This is a genomic window from Allomuricauda sp. CP2A, assembly GCF_001683915.1.
Classification (GTDB): Bacteria; Bacteroidota; Bacteroidia; order Flavobacteriales; family Flavobacteriaceae; genus Flagellimonas.
Window position 1 is genome coordinate 28,842 of record NZ_LXTT01000101.1, and the last position, 16,288, is coordinate 45,129.

14 protein-coding genes are annotated in these 16,288 nt (G+C 43.7%); 2 read left to right on the top strand and 12 right to left on the bottom strand.

What is annotated here, in order from left to right:
- Window positions 1-138 precede the first annotated feature (138 nt).
- A complete protein-coding gene (locus A7D14_RS11925; RefSeq protein ID WP_067034730.1) occupies window positions 139-717 on the bottom strand; it encodes a TetR/AcrR family transcriptional regulator in 579 nt (192 codons plus the stop codon).
- Between the two features lie 70 nt (window positions 718-787).
- Complete coding sequence (gene dinB, locus A7D14_RS11930; RefSeq protein WP_067034733.1) at window positions 788-1,888, bottom strand: DNA polymerase IV; 1,101 nt, start codon at window positions 1,886-1,888, stop codon at window positions 788-790.
- Between the two features lie 27 nt (window positions 1,889-1,915).
- Here dinB and A7D14_RS11935 point away from each other — a divergent pair, with 27 nt between their 5' ends.
- Both A7D14_RS11935 and A7D14_RS11940 read left to right on the top strand, forming a co-directional pair.
- Entirely contained in the window at window positions 1,916-2,389 is a 474-nt protein-coding gene (locus A7D14_RS11935; RefSeq protein ID WP_067034735.1) for a CYTH domain-containing protein, read from the top strand.
- The gene (locus A7D14_RS11940) at window positions 2,383-3,099 is read left to right on the top strand and encodes a lysoplasmalogenase (RefSeq protein ID WP_067034738.1); all 717 of its coding nucleotides are present in this window, start codon (window positions 2,383-2,385) and stop codon (window positions 3,097-3,099) included. The genes A7D14_RS11935 and A7D14_RS11940 overlap by 7 nt, the downstream gene beginning before the upstream one ends.
- On the opposite strand, the gene A7D14_RS11945 is transcribed toward A7D14_RS11940, so the two are convergent.
- The 10 genes from A7D14_RS11945 to A7D14_RS11990 all read right to left on the bottom strand — a co-directional run bounded on the left by A7D14_RS11945 (window position 3,062) and on the right by A7D14_RS11990 (window position 16,241).
- Window positions 3,062-4,120 (bottom strand): serine hydrolase domain-containing protein, encoded by a 1,059-nt coding sequence (locus A7D14_RS11945; protein WP_255307446.1) that lies wholly within the window; start codon window positions 4,118-4,120, stop codon window positions 3,062-3,064. The genes A7D14_RS11940 and A7D14_RS11945 overlap by 38 nt on opposite strands.
- Before the next feature lie 72 nt (window positions 4,121-4,192).
- On the bottom strand, window positions 4,193-5,488 hold the full coding sequence (locus A7D14_RS11950; RefSeq protein WP_067034742.1) for a Zn-dependent hydrolase: 1,296 nt from the start codon (window positions 5,486-5,488) through the stop codon (window positions 4,193-4,195).
- Window positions 5,489-5,721: 233 nt separating this feature from the next.
- The gene (locus tag A7D14_RS11955) at window positions 5,722-6,351 is read right to left on the bottom strand and encodes a TetR/AcrR family transcriptional regulator (protein WP_083158085.1); all 630 of its coding nucleotides are present in this window, start codon (window positions 6,349-6,351) and stop codon (window positions 5,722-5,724) included.
- Window positions 6,342-7,742 (bottom strand): efflux transporter outer membrane subunit, encoded by a 1,401-nt coding sequence (locus A7D14_RS11960; RefSeq protein ID WP_067034969.1) that lies wholly within the window; start codon window positions 7,740-7,742, stop codon window positions 6,342-6,344. The genes A7D14_RS11955 and A7D14_RS11960 overlap by 10 nt, the downstream gene beginning before the upstream one ends.
- A gap of 31 nt (window positions 7,743-7,773) precedes the next feature.
- The gene (locus A7D14_RS11965; protein ID WP_067034744.1) at window positions 7,774-10,920 is read right to left on the bottom strand and encodes an efflux RND transporter permease subunit; all 3,147 of its coding nucleotides are present in this window, start codon (window positions 10,918-10,920) and stop codon (window positions 7,774-7,776) included.
- A 32-nt stretch (window positions 10,921-10,952) separates the two neighbouring features.
- Complete coding sequence (locus tag A7D14_RS11970; protein ID WP_255307447.1) at window positions 10,953-12,023, bottom strand: efflux RND transporter periplasmic adaptor subunit; 1,071 nt, start codon at window positions 12,021-12,023, stop codon at window positions 10,953-10,955.
- Between the two features lie 34 nt (window positions 12,024-12,057).
- A complete protein-coding gene (locus A7D14_RS11975) occupies window positions 12,058-12,540 on the bottom strand; it encodes a GbsR/MarR family transcriptional regulator (protein WP_067034748.1) in 483 nt (160 codons plus the stop codon).
- A gap of 121 nt (window positions 12,541-12,661) precedes the next feature.
- Window positions 12,662-13,681, bottom strand: a complete 1,020-nt coding sequence (pheS, locus tag A7D14_RS11980) for a phenylalanine--tRNA ligase subunit alpha (protein ID WP_067034750.1) — start codon at window positions 13,679-13,681, stop codon at window positions 12,662-12,664.
- Window positions 13,674-14,366 (bottom strand): hypothetical protein, encoded by a 693-nt coding sequence (locus A7D14_RS11985; RefSeq protein WP_067034753.1) that lies wholly within the window; start codon window positions 14,364-14,366, stop codon window positions 13,674-13,676. The genes pheS and A7D14_RS11985 overlap by 8 nt, the downstream gene beginning before the upstream one ends.
- 21 nt (window positions 14,367-14,387) lie before the next feature.
- Window positions 14,388-16,241 carry a SulP family inorganic anion transporter gene (locus tag A7D14_RS11990; RefSeq protein ID WP_067034755.1) on the bottom strand — a complete coding sequence of 618 codons (1,854 nt, stop codon included), beginning with the start codon at window positions 16,239-16,241 and terminating at the stop codon, window positions 14,388-14,390.
- Window positions 16,242-16,288: the final 47 nt, after the last annotated feature.

Here is a 16,288-nt window from a genome sequence, read left to right on the forward strand (position 1 = left end):
TGACAGTAAAGATTATTTTTAACGCCCATTGGCAAAACTGATGGAGGTATGAAATCTCCATACAAATCCATTTTTTCGTTTTTGACACGAATTTCTCTAATTGACACGAAAGCGGATTGATAATTTTGGACAATCTTTCTAGTCTAATTCAGCATCAGCAAAAAGAGCAGGGGCAATGTTTTTGGCCATATAAATGGGCCAATCGTTTTTAAAGAGGTGGCTTTCGGTAATGGCACTTTCGTACAAGAGATAAAGCCCTCCGGAGATTTTTTCTGTCTCAGCCTTTGAAATAGTGGGAAGGTTTTCTCCCACAACCTCGCCCAAGAACAGCAGCAGGTCTCTCTTCTGCCTTTGAATGACCCCAAGGATCTTTTTCTGTTTTGGGGAAAGCTCGCCCAAGGTCTTTTGTCCCCAGCACCCTTGAAAATTTTCCTCACGGTACATATCCTGCAATAGGTCAAAAATCGCCAACAGTTGATTTTTGCCTTTTTTTCGTCGGCTTACATAACCTTTAAAGGATTCCATAAAGGCATCATGGCGTTGTTCAAGATAAGCAACACAAATGTCCTCCTTGGACTTAAAATGGCTGTATAGTGTAGCCTTGGCAATGTCGCACTTTTCAATAATTTCATTGATTCCGGTGGAATTATAACCGTTCGTATAGAAAAGATTGCCCGCAGTGGTTATGATGTGTAGGTGCAATTCGGGTCGTTGCATAGCATAAATTTGTCATAAAATTATAGGGGGCTGCTTACACAAAGTAAGCAAGAAATTATCGTATAGCAATTTAAAACTCAAATTTTAGTTGAACGGACACGGATTCTTTCTTGGTCTCTTCCTTTTTCTTTTCCGTATTGAGGTTGGCCAGAGAGATTCCCAACAAGCGCACAGAGTTCTGTAAAGTGGACTGGTACAGCAGTTCTTTGGCCGTTTCCAAGATCAGATCTTTGCTGGCAATATAATAAGGAAGCGTTTTACTGCGGGTTTGGAGGGTGAAATCACTATATTTTATTTTTAGTGTGATGGTCTTTCCGGCAATTTTTGACTTTTGAAGCCTTCGTTCCAGCTCGTTGGCAATGTTTTCCAGTTTTTCCAACATGAAGATTTCACTGCTCAAATTTTCAAAAAAAGTACGTTCCGCACCAACCGATTTTGGAATACGATGCGGTTTTACCGCACTGTTGTGAATGCCCCGAACCACATAATAATAGTATTTGCCACTTTTCCCGAAGTGTTCGTCCAAGAACTCAATGGTTTTTTGTTTGAGGTCCTTTCCCGTAAAAATGCCCAAACGGTACATCTTTTCGGCGGTGACCTTACCAACCCCATAGAATTTTCTAATATCCAAGTCTTCCAAAAATTGAATGACCTCTTCTGGATTCACCGTTTTCTGTCCATTGGGTTTGTTGTAATCACTGGCCACTTTGGCAATGAACTTATTGATGGAAATGCCAGCCGAAGCCGTCAACCCGGTTTTATCCAAAATTTTCTGACGGATTTCCTTGGCGATCAAGGTAGCGGAAGGATTCCCTTTTTTGTTTTCCGTCACATCCAAATAAGCCTCGTCCAAAGAGAGGGGCTCCACCAAATCGGTATACTCAAAAAAGATACTTCGTATCTGATTTGAAACTTCCTTGTATCGGTCAAATCGAGGTTTTACAAAAATCAAATCCGGGCAATTTCTTTGGGCAATATACCCCGCCATGGCACTTTTTACCCCAAATTTTCGGGCTTCGTAGCTGGCCGCGGAGACCACACCCCGTTTGGACCCTCCTCCCACGGCAATGGGTTTTCCCTTCAGCTCGGGGTTGTCGTGCTGTTCCACGGAGGCATAAAAGGCGTCCATGTCCACATGAATGATTTTTCTTAAGGGAAAATCCAAGTCCATACTCAAATTTAGGGTATATTTAGTTTGATGGAACACTTGGAAATAGAGCGCAAGTTTTTGGTGGTCTCGGATGCCTACAAACAGGAGGCCACATCGCAAGTACGGATAGCACAAGGATTTTTAAACACTGATCCCGAGCGAACGGTTCGGGTTCGAATCAAAGGAAACCAAGGTTTTTTGACGGTAAAGGGGCCCAGTAATCTGTCAGGGACCACCCGCTTTGAGTGGGAAACCGAAATCAGTTTACAGGAGGCCACCAATTTGATTGATCTATGTGAAGATGTCATCTTGGAAAAGGTGCGGTTTGAAGTGCCCTTGGGCAACAAATTATTCGAGGTGGATGAGTTTTTGGGCGAAAATAAAGGGTTGGTGGTGGCCGAAGTGGAACTCAACCATGAGGATGAGGTTTTTGAAAGACCCAAATGGCTGGGGGAAGAAGTAACGGGAAAGCCTGAATATTATAATTCCCAATTGAGCAAAAAACCGTTTACACAATGGTGAAACAACCTAAAAATTGGCAGAGGAACATCAATGTATTGAGCGCGGTTTCGGCCTGTATTGCCATTTATTTTGAGTTTGTAGGACATGACCTTTATGCATTTTTTAAGCCATTGACCACTGTTTTTATCACATCTCTTTTGTTTTTCACGCTAAAAAGCGAACGTTCAAAGTTCAAGTTCATTATGATTTTTGCGTTTGGATTTTGCCTTTTGGGTGATATCCTTCTGCTCAACCAAGCTTATTTTGTTTTTGGATTGGCCGCTTTTTTAATGGCCCATATCCTTTTTACAGCAGGATTTATTCATCTTAAAGGGTTTCGGTCCCATTGGGGTTCTTTTTTGATTCTTTTCTCCGTAGGAACAGCTATTTTGCTATGGCTCAAACCAGATTTGGAAGATTTCATGCTGCCAGTTCTTGTTTATGTTTTGGTCATTACCAGTATGGCGTGGCAGGGCATTGGCCTGTATTTGAGAGATAAGGGAAAGGCATATGTGTGGATTGCAGTAGCGGTTTTGTTGTTCATGTTTTCTGATACCCTGCTGGCCATCAATAAGTTTAAAGCGCCTTTTGCCTACGCAAGTTTGCTGATTTTGGGAACGTATTGGCTCAGTATTGCCCTTATTGCCAATGCAACTTACCAGATTGATTTAAAAAATAAAGAGCGATTCTTTTTTAATGGGTCAAGGGTTTATTGGCTAGTACATTTTTGATGAAATTTGAAATTTTGTTCATTCCCTTACCTTCAGCCGTATCAACATTTGAAAGTATAATTACAGTTATCTCGTCATCTTGAAAATGCATCAATTCACATTGAATGCCATACCACCCACCAGTGTGCCCAACAATAGTTTGATTAAATCGTTTATCTACCGAGATTCCATATCCATAATGTGTATAGTACCCTTTTACCAAAGGTGACATCATTTTGTTGGTCAGGCCCTCGGAAATTAAATGATAGTTTTTAAGGGCGGTGAAAAATTTTAGAAGATCCTTTATGGTTGAATAGTAGAATCCTGCTGGGTTTGCTTTGCTAAGAAATGAATCATTTTTAGAGAGATGGTCAGCTTCACCAAAATAGCTGGTATAACCACTAGCTTTGTTTTTTACAATTGAATCCAGAGGTATGGCCAGCGTCTTATCCATACCAGCTTTTTCAAAGACATGTGCATCCAAATATTGATGATAGCTTAAACCGCTCAGCTTTTCTATCAAAAGACCAAGAACAATATAGCCAGCAGCACTATAGGAGTATTGTGTTCCAGGTGAAAACAAAAGGGGCTCGGAAGAAAACAATGGTAAATAGTCTTTGGTTTCCTTTAAGTTCAACTTACCCATCGTTTTAAAGTCATCAACCAAAAAATTGTTCAATCCCGAAGTATGTGTCAACAATTGATGGGCCGTAACGGAATCACGGACGTTCTGGTTAGGATAAGATGGCAAGTATTTGCCTATGGGAGTATGTAAATCCAAAAGACCCTTGTCTACCAATTGCAGGGTGGCAACAGCCGTCATTGTCTTTGTAATTGATGCTATATTGAAAAGTGTGTGCCTTTTGTTCTTTATATCATATTCTAAACTTGCATACCCATATGACTGTTCAAAAATTGCACTATCTTTTTCGGCAATCAATATGGAGCCTGAAAACTCGGGATAGGATAGTTCACTCAAATAAGCTAGGATAGTTTCTTTCTTTTTTGCTTCTGATTGTGAATAAGAAAATTGGTTTGCCAATAAAAAAATGAGTGGGAGGAAGTAAAATTTGTTCATTTAATCCTAAGGTGATTAGGTTAGGGTATGATATTATCAATCCAATTTTTTATCCAAGGCCAAAATAGTGTTCAACAACACATTGGCACCGTTCGCCATGTCTTTTGCTGAAGTAAATTCTTTTGGGGAATGACTGATGCCACCCTTGCTGGGCACAAAAATCATTCCTGTGGGGGCAATGCGTGCCATATCTTGGGCATCGTGTCCCGCACCACTGGGCATATAATTGTAGGTGAGCCCCAACGCCTTGGCGGAACCTTCAATCTCTTTTTGGATCTGAGGGTCGGTCAGTGCGGGTTCTGCTGTGGTGTCCAAAGGGTGAAATTCAATGGTAACATTGGAGGCTTCAGCAATTTCTTGGGCTTTGGCCTTGATGGCTTGGAAAACTTTTTCAATCACTTCGGAGGACAAATCGCGAATTTCCAAACTGGTCACCACTTTTCCTGGAATAACATTGGGCGCCCCGGGTTCTGCCTTAATTCGACCTACCGTGCCCACTTGGGGGCCATCAAAACTGTTGGTGACCTCATTCACGGCCACGATAAATTTGGCAGCTGCCAAGAGCGCATCTTGCCGAGCGTTCATTGGTGTTGTACCGGCATGGTTGGCGAAACCGGTAAAGACCACATCCCACCATTTTAGACCCACAATGCCTTCCACGACACCTATGTTGAGATTTTCTTTTTCCAAAATGCCACCTTGCTCAATGTGCAGTTCCAAAAAGGCGGCCATATCCCCCTTTTTTCGGATGGCCTCGGTAATTCGGGTGGTATCTCCTCCCAAACGCATAATGCCCTCACCCATGGAATATCCCGTGGAATTAACTACGTTAAAGGCGGCTTTGGTCAAATTGCCAGACATGGCCCTACTGCCCATAACACCACCTTCCTCATTAGGAAAGATGATGACCTCCAGGGGGTGCTTGGTCTTCATGTTGTTGTCATTCAAGGTTGCAATCACTTCCAAAGCGGCCATGGAACCCACACAGCCATCGTAATTTCCGCCGTTGGGTACACGATCAATATGCGACCCAAAAGCAATGGGTTTTTTGGAAGCATCGGTTCCTTTTCGCTTTCCAATAATGTTTCCGGCCACATCAATTTTGACTTCCATTCCAAAACCCTTGAGTGTTTGCACCACCCAATTTCTGGCCTCAATATCAGCATCGCTAAAGGCCACCCGTTCTGTCTCCCCGTTTTCTTGCATTCCGAATTCAGCGAGATCAAAAATCCGTTTTTCCAATCGGTCTTGATCTACTTTTATTTCTTGTTTCTGGGCAAAAATGGAACTTGATAGCAATAAAATGTAGAGGAAAATCAAGCGAAAAAACATGGTTCAAGGTTTAGTGTATCTTGATGAAAGATAATCATTTGAGTGGAGAATCCCCGAAACTTTTAAGCATTCTCGGTAGCGGGCCTGACCAATTTGGGATGGGCCCATTTGGCGGTCAGTCCATTGAGTAAGGGTAAAAGCATGCCCACAGCCAAAAACACACCAGCAATCCAAAAAAAAAGGTCTTCTATTTTTTGAAATTGGAAAAGTTGGTGCAAAATGCTCAGAAAAAGTTATTTATCCAGCTTGCAGTCCTGTAGGTATTCGAGGGTAAGTATTCCAAGCAGGTTGTTCACCACAATATGATCTAGCAATTCCTGAACACTGTATTCTTCAAAAAGATTGGTTTTGGCGTAGACGGTGTCTTCCATCCGCGATAAAAAAACCTTGCACGTCAGTTCTACATTCACGTTGGGCCGTATCTGTCCCATTTTTTGAGCTTTTTCCAAAAGGGGGAATACCACATTCCAGATGATGTCCGCCCGAAAATCAGCATAGGCCTTGGATGCTTTTGGATAATACTTGTTAAGCCCATAAAAAAAGGATGGATTTATGGCTTGCAGATTGGTCAAAGCCAATTTATAAATGAAAACAATGGTCTGTAAAGGTTCTTCTTCATTGGGATTTTCTCGAACATAGTTTTCAATGGCATTTCGAACATTCTTCAATAAATATTGAAGACTTTCGGTAACCAACTCCTCCTTACTGTCGAAGTATTTATAAATGGTCTTTTTTGAAATGCCGATACTTTGCGCCAATTCGTCCATGGAAAAGCGTTTGCTCCCGAACTTGGTAAAATTGGATATGGCAAACGCCAGTAAATCTTCTTTGCTGTCCACGTCCCTATCGTTATTTATCGCCATCCGCCGCCCAAGGCACGATACAACTCTACAATGGCACTCAGTTGACCGTATTGTGAATCCACATAGCTCAATTCCGAATTAAGGGCATTTTGTCTGGCTGTCAGCACTTCCAAATAGTTGGCAAGGCCATTGTTCAACAATTCCTCTGAATAATCCTCGGCTGTGGAATAGGCGTCCAATTCTTTGGAACGTGCATCCAATTTTTGGGTTTCAGCATCGTAGGTGTACAGGGCATCTGAGACTTCTTTTCCTGCTGTGAGCAATGTTTTTTTGTACGACAAAAGGGCTTGTTCCTGCTGTGCTTTGGCCACCTCCATTTGGGTCCGCAGCCTTCTTCCATTAAAAATGGGCTGGGTGAGTGAACCCACCAATTGGGAAAATAGCGAGCTTGCATCCAACCAATTGTCGAACTCCAGACTTTGAAATCCGCCAGCAGCGGTAAGGCTCAATGAAGGATATAGACTGCTTTGGGCCACATTGGTCAGTTCAAAAGCATTGATCAGCCCATATTCCGCCTGCATCACATCAGGTCGATTTGCCAACAACAAATAGGGAACCCCAGTTTGCAGATTTGTTTCTATGGATTGATTGTCCAAACTTCCACGTTGTACTTCGTGTGGGGGTTCACTCAACAGAATGCAAAAGGCATTTTCCAACAATTTGATGTTGTTTTCCAAATCGATGAGGATAATCTCGGTGGTATGCACCTGCGCCTCGGTCTGTTTTACCGCCACTTCGGTCACCTGACCTGCCTCTTTAAGGGCAACCGTGGTTTCCAAACTATTTTTTCTGGCTTCCAAGGTCTGTTCTGCGATTTCCCGCTGCTTGTCCAAGGCCATCAATTGGTAATAAGTATTGGCAATGGCAGCGACCAAATCGGTTTTTACGGCTTGATGGGCGGCCACACTTTGCAGGTAGGATGCCCCGGCGGCACGTTTGTTACTTCTGATCTTGCCCCAAACATCGGCCTCCCAAGAAAGAGCACCAGAGAGTTCGTATTGTTCCAAAGGACGGGTAAAAAAGCTACCAAACTGGCTGTTTCTCGAGTTTTTGGTACGGGTGAAGCTCGCTGTTCCGCTCAGGGTTGGATAATACCCCGCCTTTCCCTGTTTCAAATAGGCTTCGGCGGCCGTTACGCTCTGTAGTGCAATCCGGATATCCAGATTGTTTTCCAAGCCTTGCTCAATATAGGACTTCAGTTGTTCATCGTTGAACAGGTCCCGCCAAGAAACATTGGCCATGGAAACACTGTCTTGGGGCAGGTTATCTGTACGGTACAAAGTTTCTGTTTCCACTTCGGGCCGATCATAGTTTTTGGCCACAAAACAGGACTGCAACAGCAAAGGTGCCGTGAGCAGCAAAATGAATTTATATGTGGATGTTATTTTCATGGGTAATCTACTTTGTTTGGTCAATGAATGATTAGGCATTGCTTTCTTCATGGATTACTTCGGGTTTTCCTGAAATGCGTTCTTGAAGGGCTTGGAATACCACAAACAACACGGGTATAACAAATACACCGAACACGGTTCCTATAAGCATACCTCCTACGGCACTCAATCCTATGGATTGGTTACCAATGGCACCGATTCCTGAGGAAAGGGCCAAAGGCATCAAACCAAAAATGAAGGCAAAAGAGGTCATCAAGATGGGTCGGAGCCTAGCACGGGCACCATCCGCAGCAGCTTCAAACAAGGACAATCCGGCCCGTCTTCGCTGCAGGGCAAACTCCACGATCAAAATGGCATTTTTGGCCAAGAGACCGATCAGCATGATCAATGCAATCTGGAAATAGATGTTGTTCTGCAACCCTGCCACGTTGATGAAAAGGATGGCACCGGCAAGTCCAATAGGTAATGACAACAGCACCGAAAGTGGCACAATGTAACTTTCGTATTGGGCACTGAGTAGGAAATACACAAAAACAAGGCTCAAAATAAATATGAGCGCGGTTTGTGAACTGGCATTGCTCTCTTCACGGGTAAGTCCGGAATAGTCATATGTGTAAGAGGTGGGCAGCACTTGGGCCGCAACTTCCTCAATGGCATTGATTGCATCCCCGGTACTGTATCCTGGGTTGGGCACGCCACTGACTTTTACCGAACTCAACAGGTTGAATCGCTCTACCACTTCTGGGCCATATATCTTTTTAAGATCCACAAACTGACTCACCGCAACCGATTCACCGTTGTTGTTACGAACATAAATGTGGTTGAGGGAATTTTCATCGGCACGATCTTCGGGCTTGGCCTGGATCATGACACGGTACTGTTTTCCAAATTTGTTGAAATCCGTGGCATAAATTCCGCCATAATATCCTTGTAGTGCATTGAACACATCGGTAGCGGAAAAACCGGCCATTTTTATTTTTTCGATATCGATTTCCAAATCGTACTGTGGAAATCCGGAATCAAATTGGGAAATGGCATATTGAATTTCGGGCCGTGCATTCAAGGCACCCAAAAATTGATTTTTCACATCATTGATGGCCAACCAATCATCTGTTCCTTTGTTCTGTAACTGCACCTCAAACCCGGAATTGGTCCCGAAACCTTGAATACTGGGCGGGGTAAAGTAAATGATCTGGGCATCCTTGAATTGGGCCGAAGTGGCGTTCAATCGTTGCATGGTGGCATTTACGGACAGCGAATCCGCATCCCTTTCACTCCAATCCTTCAATTTCATGATGGAAAAGGCATAGGAACCGGCACTGACACGGTTCAACAAACTGAAGCCAGCCACGCTCATCCGGGCTTCCACAATTTCCATGGATTCATAGATGGAATCCAGCTTCATAATAGTTTCTTCGGTCTTTTCAATGGTGGTGCCTGGGGGCATGCTCACATTGGCAAAAATGATGCCTCGGTCCTCATCGGGAACGAATCCGGCAGGTGTGGTCCTAAACAAGATGATTGCCAATACACTAAAACCAACCAACATGGCCACGGTGATCCATTTTCGTTTTACCAAGGTGCCCACGGTATTCGTGTATTTGTTGGTAATGGCCATAAAACCAACATTAAAGGCCCTAAAAAAGCGCTTGGCCAATCCAGATTTATGGTTTTTATCGGGATTATGAGGTTTTAGGAACAAGGCTGCCAAAGCTGGACTCAGCGTCAAAGCGTTTACGGCCGAAATCAAGATGGCAACAGCCAGCGTAATGCCAAATTGTTGGAAAAACACCCCGGAGGATCCTTGAATAAAGGACACGGGAATGAACACGGCGGACATCACCAAGGTAATGGAGATAATGGCTCCTGAAATCTCGCTCATGGCAGTTTTTGTTGCGGTTCTTGCTGAATCGGCTCCTTGCTCCAGTTTGGCATGGACCGCCTCGACCACCACAATGGCATCATCCACCACAATACCAATGGCCAGAATCATGGCGAAAAGCGTCAACATATTGATGGAGTACCCGAACAATTGCAGGAAGAAAAAGGTTCCAATAATGGCCACGGGCACCGCTATGGCCGGAATTAAGGTCGACCTGAAATCCTGCAGAAACAGGAATACCACAATGAACACCAAAATGAAGGCCTCAATCAGGGTTTGCACTACGTGGTCGATGGAAGCATCCAAAAAGTCTTTGGTGTTGAATGGGATGACATAGTCCAGTCCCTTGGGAAAATCCGCCTTGCTCTCAACCAAGATTGCTTCGACTTCATCAATGATCTCCTTGGCATTGGATCCTGCGGTCTGGTATACCCCAACGGCAACCCCGGGATTTCCCATACCGGAATTTTTTCGCACATAACTGAAGGCGCCCAGTTCAATTTCAGCAACATCCTTTAGGCGGAGAAAACCGCCATCTTCAGTGGTTTTTAGAATGATGTTTTCATATTCCCCAACTTCGGAAAGCCGGCCCTTGTATTTCATGACATACTCAAAGATGCCATCGGCATTTTCACCTATTTTCCCTGTTGCCGCTTCGCGGTTCTGCTCTCTTAGGGCAACTTGGATATCAGCGGGTACAAGATTGTATGCTGCCATTTTATCGGGAGAGATCCATATACGCATGGAATAATCCTTAGCACCAAAAACGTTGACGTTCCCCACACCTTTGATCCGTTGCAAACGGGGAACCAGATTGATTTTGGCATAGTTTTCCACAAAAGTGCCGTCGTAATTCTCATTTTCCGAAAAAATGGAGAAAAAGAGCAGTGCACTGTTTTGGGCTTTTTGGGTGTTCACCCCGGTCTGGATCACTTCTTGGGGCAAAAGGCTATTGGCCCGGGCCACACGGTTCTGTACGTTAACGGCCGCAATATCGGGATCTACCCCTAGTTCAAAAAACACACTGATGCTGGCGGCACCATCGTTACTGGCAGATGAGGTCATGTAGGTCATACCCTCTACACCATTGATCTGTTCTTCCAAGGGTACCACCACACTTTTCAACACGGTTTCGGCGTTGGCACCGGTGTAATTGGCGTTTACCTGAACGGTTGGTGGCGCAATCTCGGGATATTGCTCTACGGGTAAGGTGGCGAGTCCCAGAATACCAAGGATCACTATGATGACTGATATCACAGTGGAAAGTACAGGACGATCTATAAATTTTTGGAACATAAAATTTTTGTGCTATAAGTGATTGATGGCAATTATTGTTTTATGGGATTGATGGTTTGCCCATCTTTTAGTTTGGACACCCCTTCCGCAACTATGATGCTTCCGGCTTCCAGACCTTCATTTACAATGAATTGAGTGTCGGTTTGCGCAACAATGTTCAATGGCTTTGTGTTTACTGTGTTATCCTCGTTCAACACATAAACCATTTTGGTGCCTTGAAGATCCACCGTAACAAACTGGGGGATTACAAAAGTATCCTCATAAGTAGACGGAACTTTTATGGTACCCGTACTGCCCGAACTCAATAATAGGTCTGGGTTGTCAAAATCTGCCCTAAGTGTTACACTTCCGGTGGTTGAATTGATAATGTTGTTCACCATGGCAATTTTCCCTTTCTGGGGATAGGTTTCGCCATTGATCATTACAAGTTCCACCTCTGGTGAGTTTTCAGAAGAGATACCGACTCCAGTACCGGCCATTTTCATTTGCAACAATTCCTTTTCTGTCATTGAAAAATATGCTCGTACACCGCTAATGTCGGAAACCACGGTAAGTGGCTCGCCCATGGAGCTGCTGACCAGGGCACCAACCTTATAGGGTATTTCACCAATGTACCCGTTTACCGGGCTCACTATATTGGAGTAGCCAATGTTGGCGACAATGCTGCTATAGGTGCTCTTAGCTTGTTCCAATTGGGCCTTGGCAGTTTCCAGTTGTACTTCACTGATAATGTTTTTCTCTACCAATGGAACTAATTTGTTCACTTCCACTTGGGCCACATTAACGGCAGCTTTGGCAGCTTCGGCATCTTGCGAGAGTGTCTGCGTTTCCAGTTTAAAGAGCAATTGCCCTTTTTTCACTTGTTGCCCCTCCTCCACATATATATTTTGGACAAATCCAGAGACTTTGGGCCAGATCTCCACATTTTGTTCTCCTTGAATGTTTGTGGAATAGCTGTTGTATAGTGTAATATCCTCCTTTTCAAGGGTGGTCACCTTTAGCGAAGGTGTTTGGGGCACCGCGGCTTGCTGTTGGTTTTTGCCCCCACAGGACAGCACCAAAAGCACAGTTGTTGCTACTAAGATTGATTTTATTGTTTTCATGTTAGGGTTATTGTTGCGCTTGGGATTTTTGGAGTTATTGCTCATTTAAAATGGATTCTAATCTTTTGATTGATTTTTTCAGGATTTTTTCGTTCTCGCTCACATAATCCAGATAAACCTGAGTCCTTATTTGGCCTTCTTCATATTTTTTTGGACTGTGTTTTTTATGGTAGCCCAAAACCAAGGTGATAATGTTTTTTTCGGTTTCCATACGGTTCAAGTTTTCTTGAAGTTTGGTAAGAAAAAAGGTTTTCTTCTTTGCTGTAGAAAAATAGCGTCTTCTATCACCGGGCTTTGTGAAATAGGTAATTAACCCCATGTTTACCAAAAGGTTCAGGGAAGTTGAGGTGGAGCTTTTGCTCGCCCCTCTTTTTTCTATGCAATCCTCAAAAGTGAGACCGTCTTCATTGGTCAAGATCAAAATTGCATAGATACGGGCAGCCAATGGAGGTAGATTGTTCTCTTTTTCCAAATGCAACCCTAAAGTTTCGATTATTTCTTCCTTCGATTTTTCCATAAAATGGATTTTGAAGGCACAAAATTAGTGTTGGTTCGGAAGTTGCCAAACCAAACGAACTTAAACTTCTGTTAAAACTTTATGTTGTTTTTTGAAGGTTAGGTCAAAAGAATAAAAGAAGTTACAGAGCACTTTTAAACTGCTCCAAAAAGCGGACATCGTTTTCGCTGAGCAATCGAATATCCGAAATTTGATGTAAGAGCAAGGCAATGCGGTCTATCCCCATACCAAAAGCAAAACCGGAGTAGACATCGGGATCAATTCCGCAGTTCTTCAAGACATTGGGGTCCACCATGCCGCAGCCCATTATTTCCAACCAACCGGTTCCCTTGGTCATGCGGTAGTCGGTTTCGGTTTCCAGTCCCCAATACACATCAACCTCAGCACTGGGCTCAGTAAACGGGAAATAGGACGGGCGCAATCTAATCTTTGATTTCCCGAACATTTCCGAAGTGAAATACTGCAGTGTCTGTTTTAAATCGGCAAAGGAAACGTTCTTGTCCACATACAAACCTTCCACCTGATGGAAAAAACAATGTGATCGGGCAGAAATGGCCTCGTTCCGATAGACCCTTCCCGGAGAAATGGTACGGATGGGCGGCTTGTGGCTTTCCATATAGCGCACCTGTACCGACGAGGTATGCGTCCGAAGTAAAATATCAGGGTCAGTTTGGATAAAGAATGTGTCCTGCATATCCCGTGCAGGATGGTATTCCGGCAGGTTCAAGGCTGTAAAATTGTGCCAATCGTCCTCAATTTCGGGTCCTTCGGAAACATTGAACCCGATTCTTGAGAAAATATCGATTATCTGGTTTTTAACAATGGATATGGGATGTCTGGCCCCCAAGGTAATGGGCTCTCCGGGACGGGTAAGGTCTCCGTATTTGCCCTTGGCCTCCACTTGGTTTTCAAGAGCTGCCTTTAGCGCGTTTACTTTGTCGGTGGCAGCATTTTTCAATTGATTGACAACCTGCCCAAACTCCTTTTTCTCCCCATTGGGCACGTTTTTGAACTCAGCAAAAAAGCTGTTCAAAAGCCCCTTTTTTCCCAAATACTTGATTCGGAAAGCTTCAATTTCATCTTTTGAGGTTGAGGTGAATTTCTCCACTTCAGCCAAATGTTCCTTTATGGTCTCAATCATGTTTGATGGCTGTATTGGCGGACAAATTTAGCAAATTGTCCTTGAATATGTAGGCAATAAGGAAATGTACTGCAACACCACCAAAAAAATGCCATAACCAATGGGTGCCCATGGGAAAGAAAGTCTGGGCAAGATCTATGCTCCTGAAAAAAACAGCAATCCCAAAAAAACCAAAAGCCAAGATGACAAAAACCATATTTCTTCCTTCGGTCCTTACCAAATACCAAACCAATGGAAACAATATTGTTGCCGCTGTGATCACATAGCCCAATGAAATTCGCCATGGACCAGGAATGGGAAGAATACGTAGTAGGAATGACATCCCCAAAAGTGTAACAATCAAAAGTAATCGTTGCCACCAAGTCCGTACAAGCTTAAAGATAAAGTAAATGACGAGTGCAGCGCATAGTAGCATAATGGGCATCCAGTCGAGCCTAAGCCAGAATTCATGGCTTCGTGTGGCATGGTAAATTGTACCTCCAATATAGCTTATGCCAATTATGGGAAGCACCCATGCCAAGAATAGATGTTGTTTTGGATTTTTATAGATTTTGATTCCCCAATATACGAGTAAGGCTAAAAAAACAAGGTTGCTGTAGGTGTTGAAGGGCTCAACGGGCAGCCTACCTTGAACTGTTTCCAAATAAATGGGTCCTGAATCGTTGGGAAATCTTAACAAGGACATGCAAAGAATCGGTTGGTTCTGTTATTCGTCGTCTGTATTGTTATTACCTATCCAGTCCATACAAGCTTTAAAATTTTTAAAGATATGTTCTTCTGGAATTAGATCGGGGATGATGTCAATGCGCTCCATCATGTACTTGGGCTGATCCAGTATGTTCACCAATAGCACAGTAATATCTTTTCGTAAAAGATCTTGCAGCACATCTTCCATGGCATACAGACCGGATTGATCCATATACTGCATTCTTCCCATTCTAATGACCACCGTGGATGCATTGTTGGGTATTTGGGAGGCCAACTGTTGAAACTCATTGGTAGAACCAAAAAACAGGGGCCCTTTAATATGTTTTATGAAAACTTCTTCCTTGATTTTTGCGGGAAGATTTTTTTCATCGGACCAAGCTTCTTCACGCAAGGGTTTTACATCGGATCGTTGTGCGGTAAGGTCCCCAATTTTTTTCATGAACATCAATGAGGCGATCACCAAACCAATTCCTACCGCATAAACAAGGTTCCAAATAGAGGAAAGAACCATGACCACCAGCATGATAATCACTTCTGAACTGAGCTTTAACGGTCCTAATTTGATATCCTTGGGAAGGTGGGGAATTGCCTTTAGTCCTCTATAATCCATTACTCCTATCCCCACAGTGACCAAGATTCCGGCCAACACAGCAGCTGGAATTTGGGATGCCACAGGGCCAAGGGCCAATAGAATAATAAGGAGAAGAATACCGGCAACCATACCGGACAGCTTTGTTTTACCTCCCGAATTAATGTTGACGACGGTTCTGATGGTGGCCCCGGCACCTGGAATACCACCAAAAATGGCGGCAATACTGTTTCCAATGCCTTGTCCCACCAATTCTTTATTGGGTTTGTGCTTGGTCTGGGTCATATTATCGGCCACCACCGAGGTAAGCAAGGAATCAATCGCACCTAACAAGGCCAAGGTAAGGGCTGTAAAAATATAGGGAGTGATGGAGCTGAGTTGAAAGCCCGTAAATATTTCAAGATTGGGGATGGGCAATCCACTTGGAATTTGTTCAATGGGGCGATAGTTCACCCCAAATCCAAAGGCCGCCCCTGAAACAATGATCAGTGCCACCAAAGTACTGGGAATTGCAGTGGTGATACGCTTAAAACCATAAATAATAAGAATAGTGGCCAAAGCAAGCCCCAGTTCCAGCCAATTTATGTTTTTTAGGGCCCTGGGAAGCACCTTAAAGGAGCCAATTACCCCCGAAGCGTTTTTAGCGGCCAAGGTACTGGCTTCTTTTTGCATATCTGCCGGGCTTATTCGTTTTGCCCGCCTAATGGTTTCTTCAAAATTTTCCAAGACCAAAATACCTTCGCCAGCTTCTTCTTTGAGGATATTCTCCAAGATTCTTTCCTCGGCCTCGGGCATAAATTGATTTACATAGGCGGTATCTTCTTTTGGATAATACCCCACGGCCGGTAAAATTTGTGTGACCAGTATAATAACCCCGATGGCAGTCATGAATCCAGAGACCACAGGGTAAGGAATGTATTTAATGTATTTTCCCAAGCCAATAAGACCAAGACCCACCTGCATGATCCCGGCCAAAAGAAAAACCGTAAGAATGGCTGGAAGGGCCTGGTTGATGTCCCCATCATTTATGGCCACAATTCCGGCAATAACCACCATGCTCACGGCAGTCATGGGGGCAGTGGGGCCAGAAATTTGTGTGCTTGTTCCTCCAAAGAGGGATGCAAAAAAGCTAATAAATATAGCGCCATATAACCCAGCACTGGGTCCGAGCCCAGAACTTACCCCAAAAGCAAGTGCCAGTGGCAGGGCCACAATACCTGCAGTAATACCTCCGAATAAATCCCCTTTTAAATGTTTGAACATAATATGGTTAAGACTGTGTAATCTCGTAGACAGCAAATATACAATAT

Bases quoted from the DNA above. Each gene is read 5' to 3' on its own strand.
- A7D14_RS11925 (WP_067034730.1), bottom strand. From the start codon at position 717: ATGCAACGACCCGAATTGCACCTACACATCATAACCACTGCGGGCAAT.
- dinB (WP_067034733.1), bottom strand. From the start codon at position 1,888: ATGGACTTGGATTTTCCCTTAAGAAAAATCATTCATGTGGACATGGAC.
- A7D14_RS11935 (WP_067034735.1), top strand. From the start codon at position 1,916: ATGGAACACTTGGAAATAGAGCGCAAGTTTTTGGTGGTCTCGGATGCC.
- A7D14_RS11940 (WP_067034738.1), top strand. From the start codon at position 2,383: ATGGTGAAACAACCTAAAAATTGGCAGAGGAACATCAATGTATTGAGC.
- A7D14_RS11950 (WP_067034742.1), bottom strand. From the start codon at position 5,488: ATGTTTTTTCGCTTGATTTTCCTCTACATTTTATTGCTATCAAGTTCC.
- A7D14_RS11955 (WP_083158085.1), bottom strand. From the start codon at position 6,351: ATGGCGATAAATAACGATAGGGACGTGGACAGCAAAGAAGATTTACTG.
- A7D14_RS11960 (WP_067034969.1), bottom strand. From the start codon at position 7,742: ATGAAAATAACATCCACATATAAATTCATTTTGCTGCTCACGGCACCT.
- A7D14_RS11965 (WP_067034744.1), bottom strand. From the start codon at position 10,920: ATGTTCCAAAAATTTATAGATCGTCCTGTACTTTCCACTGTGATATCA.
- A7D14_RS11970 (WP_255307447.1), bottom strand. From the start codon at position 12,023: ATGAAAACAATAAAATCAATCTTAGTAGCAACAACTGTGCTTTTGGTG.
- A7D14_RS11975 (WP_067034748.1), bottom strand. From the start codon at position 12,540: ATGGAAAAATCGAAGGAAGAAATAATCGAAACTTTAGGGTTGCATTTG.
- pheS (WP_067034750.1), bottom strand. From the start codon at position 13,681: ATGATTGAGACCATAAAGGAACATTTGGCTGAAGTGGAGAAATTCACC.
- A7D14_RS11985 (WP_067034753.1), bottom strand. From the start codon at position 14,366: ATGTCCTTGTTAAGATTTCCCAACGATTCAGGACCCATTTATTTGGAA.
- A7D14_RS11990 (WP_067034755.1), bottom strand. From the start codon at position 16,241: ATGTTCAAACATTTAAAAGGGGATTTATTCGGAGGTATTACTGCAGGT.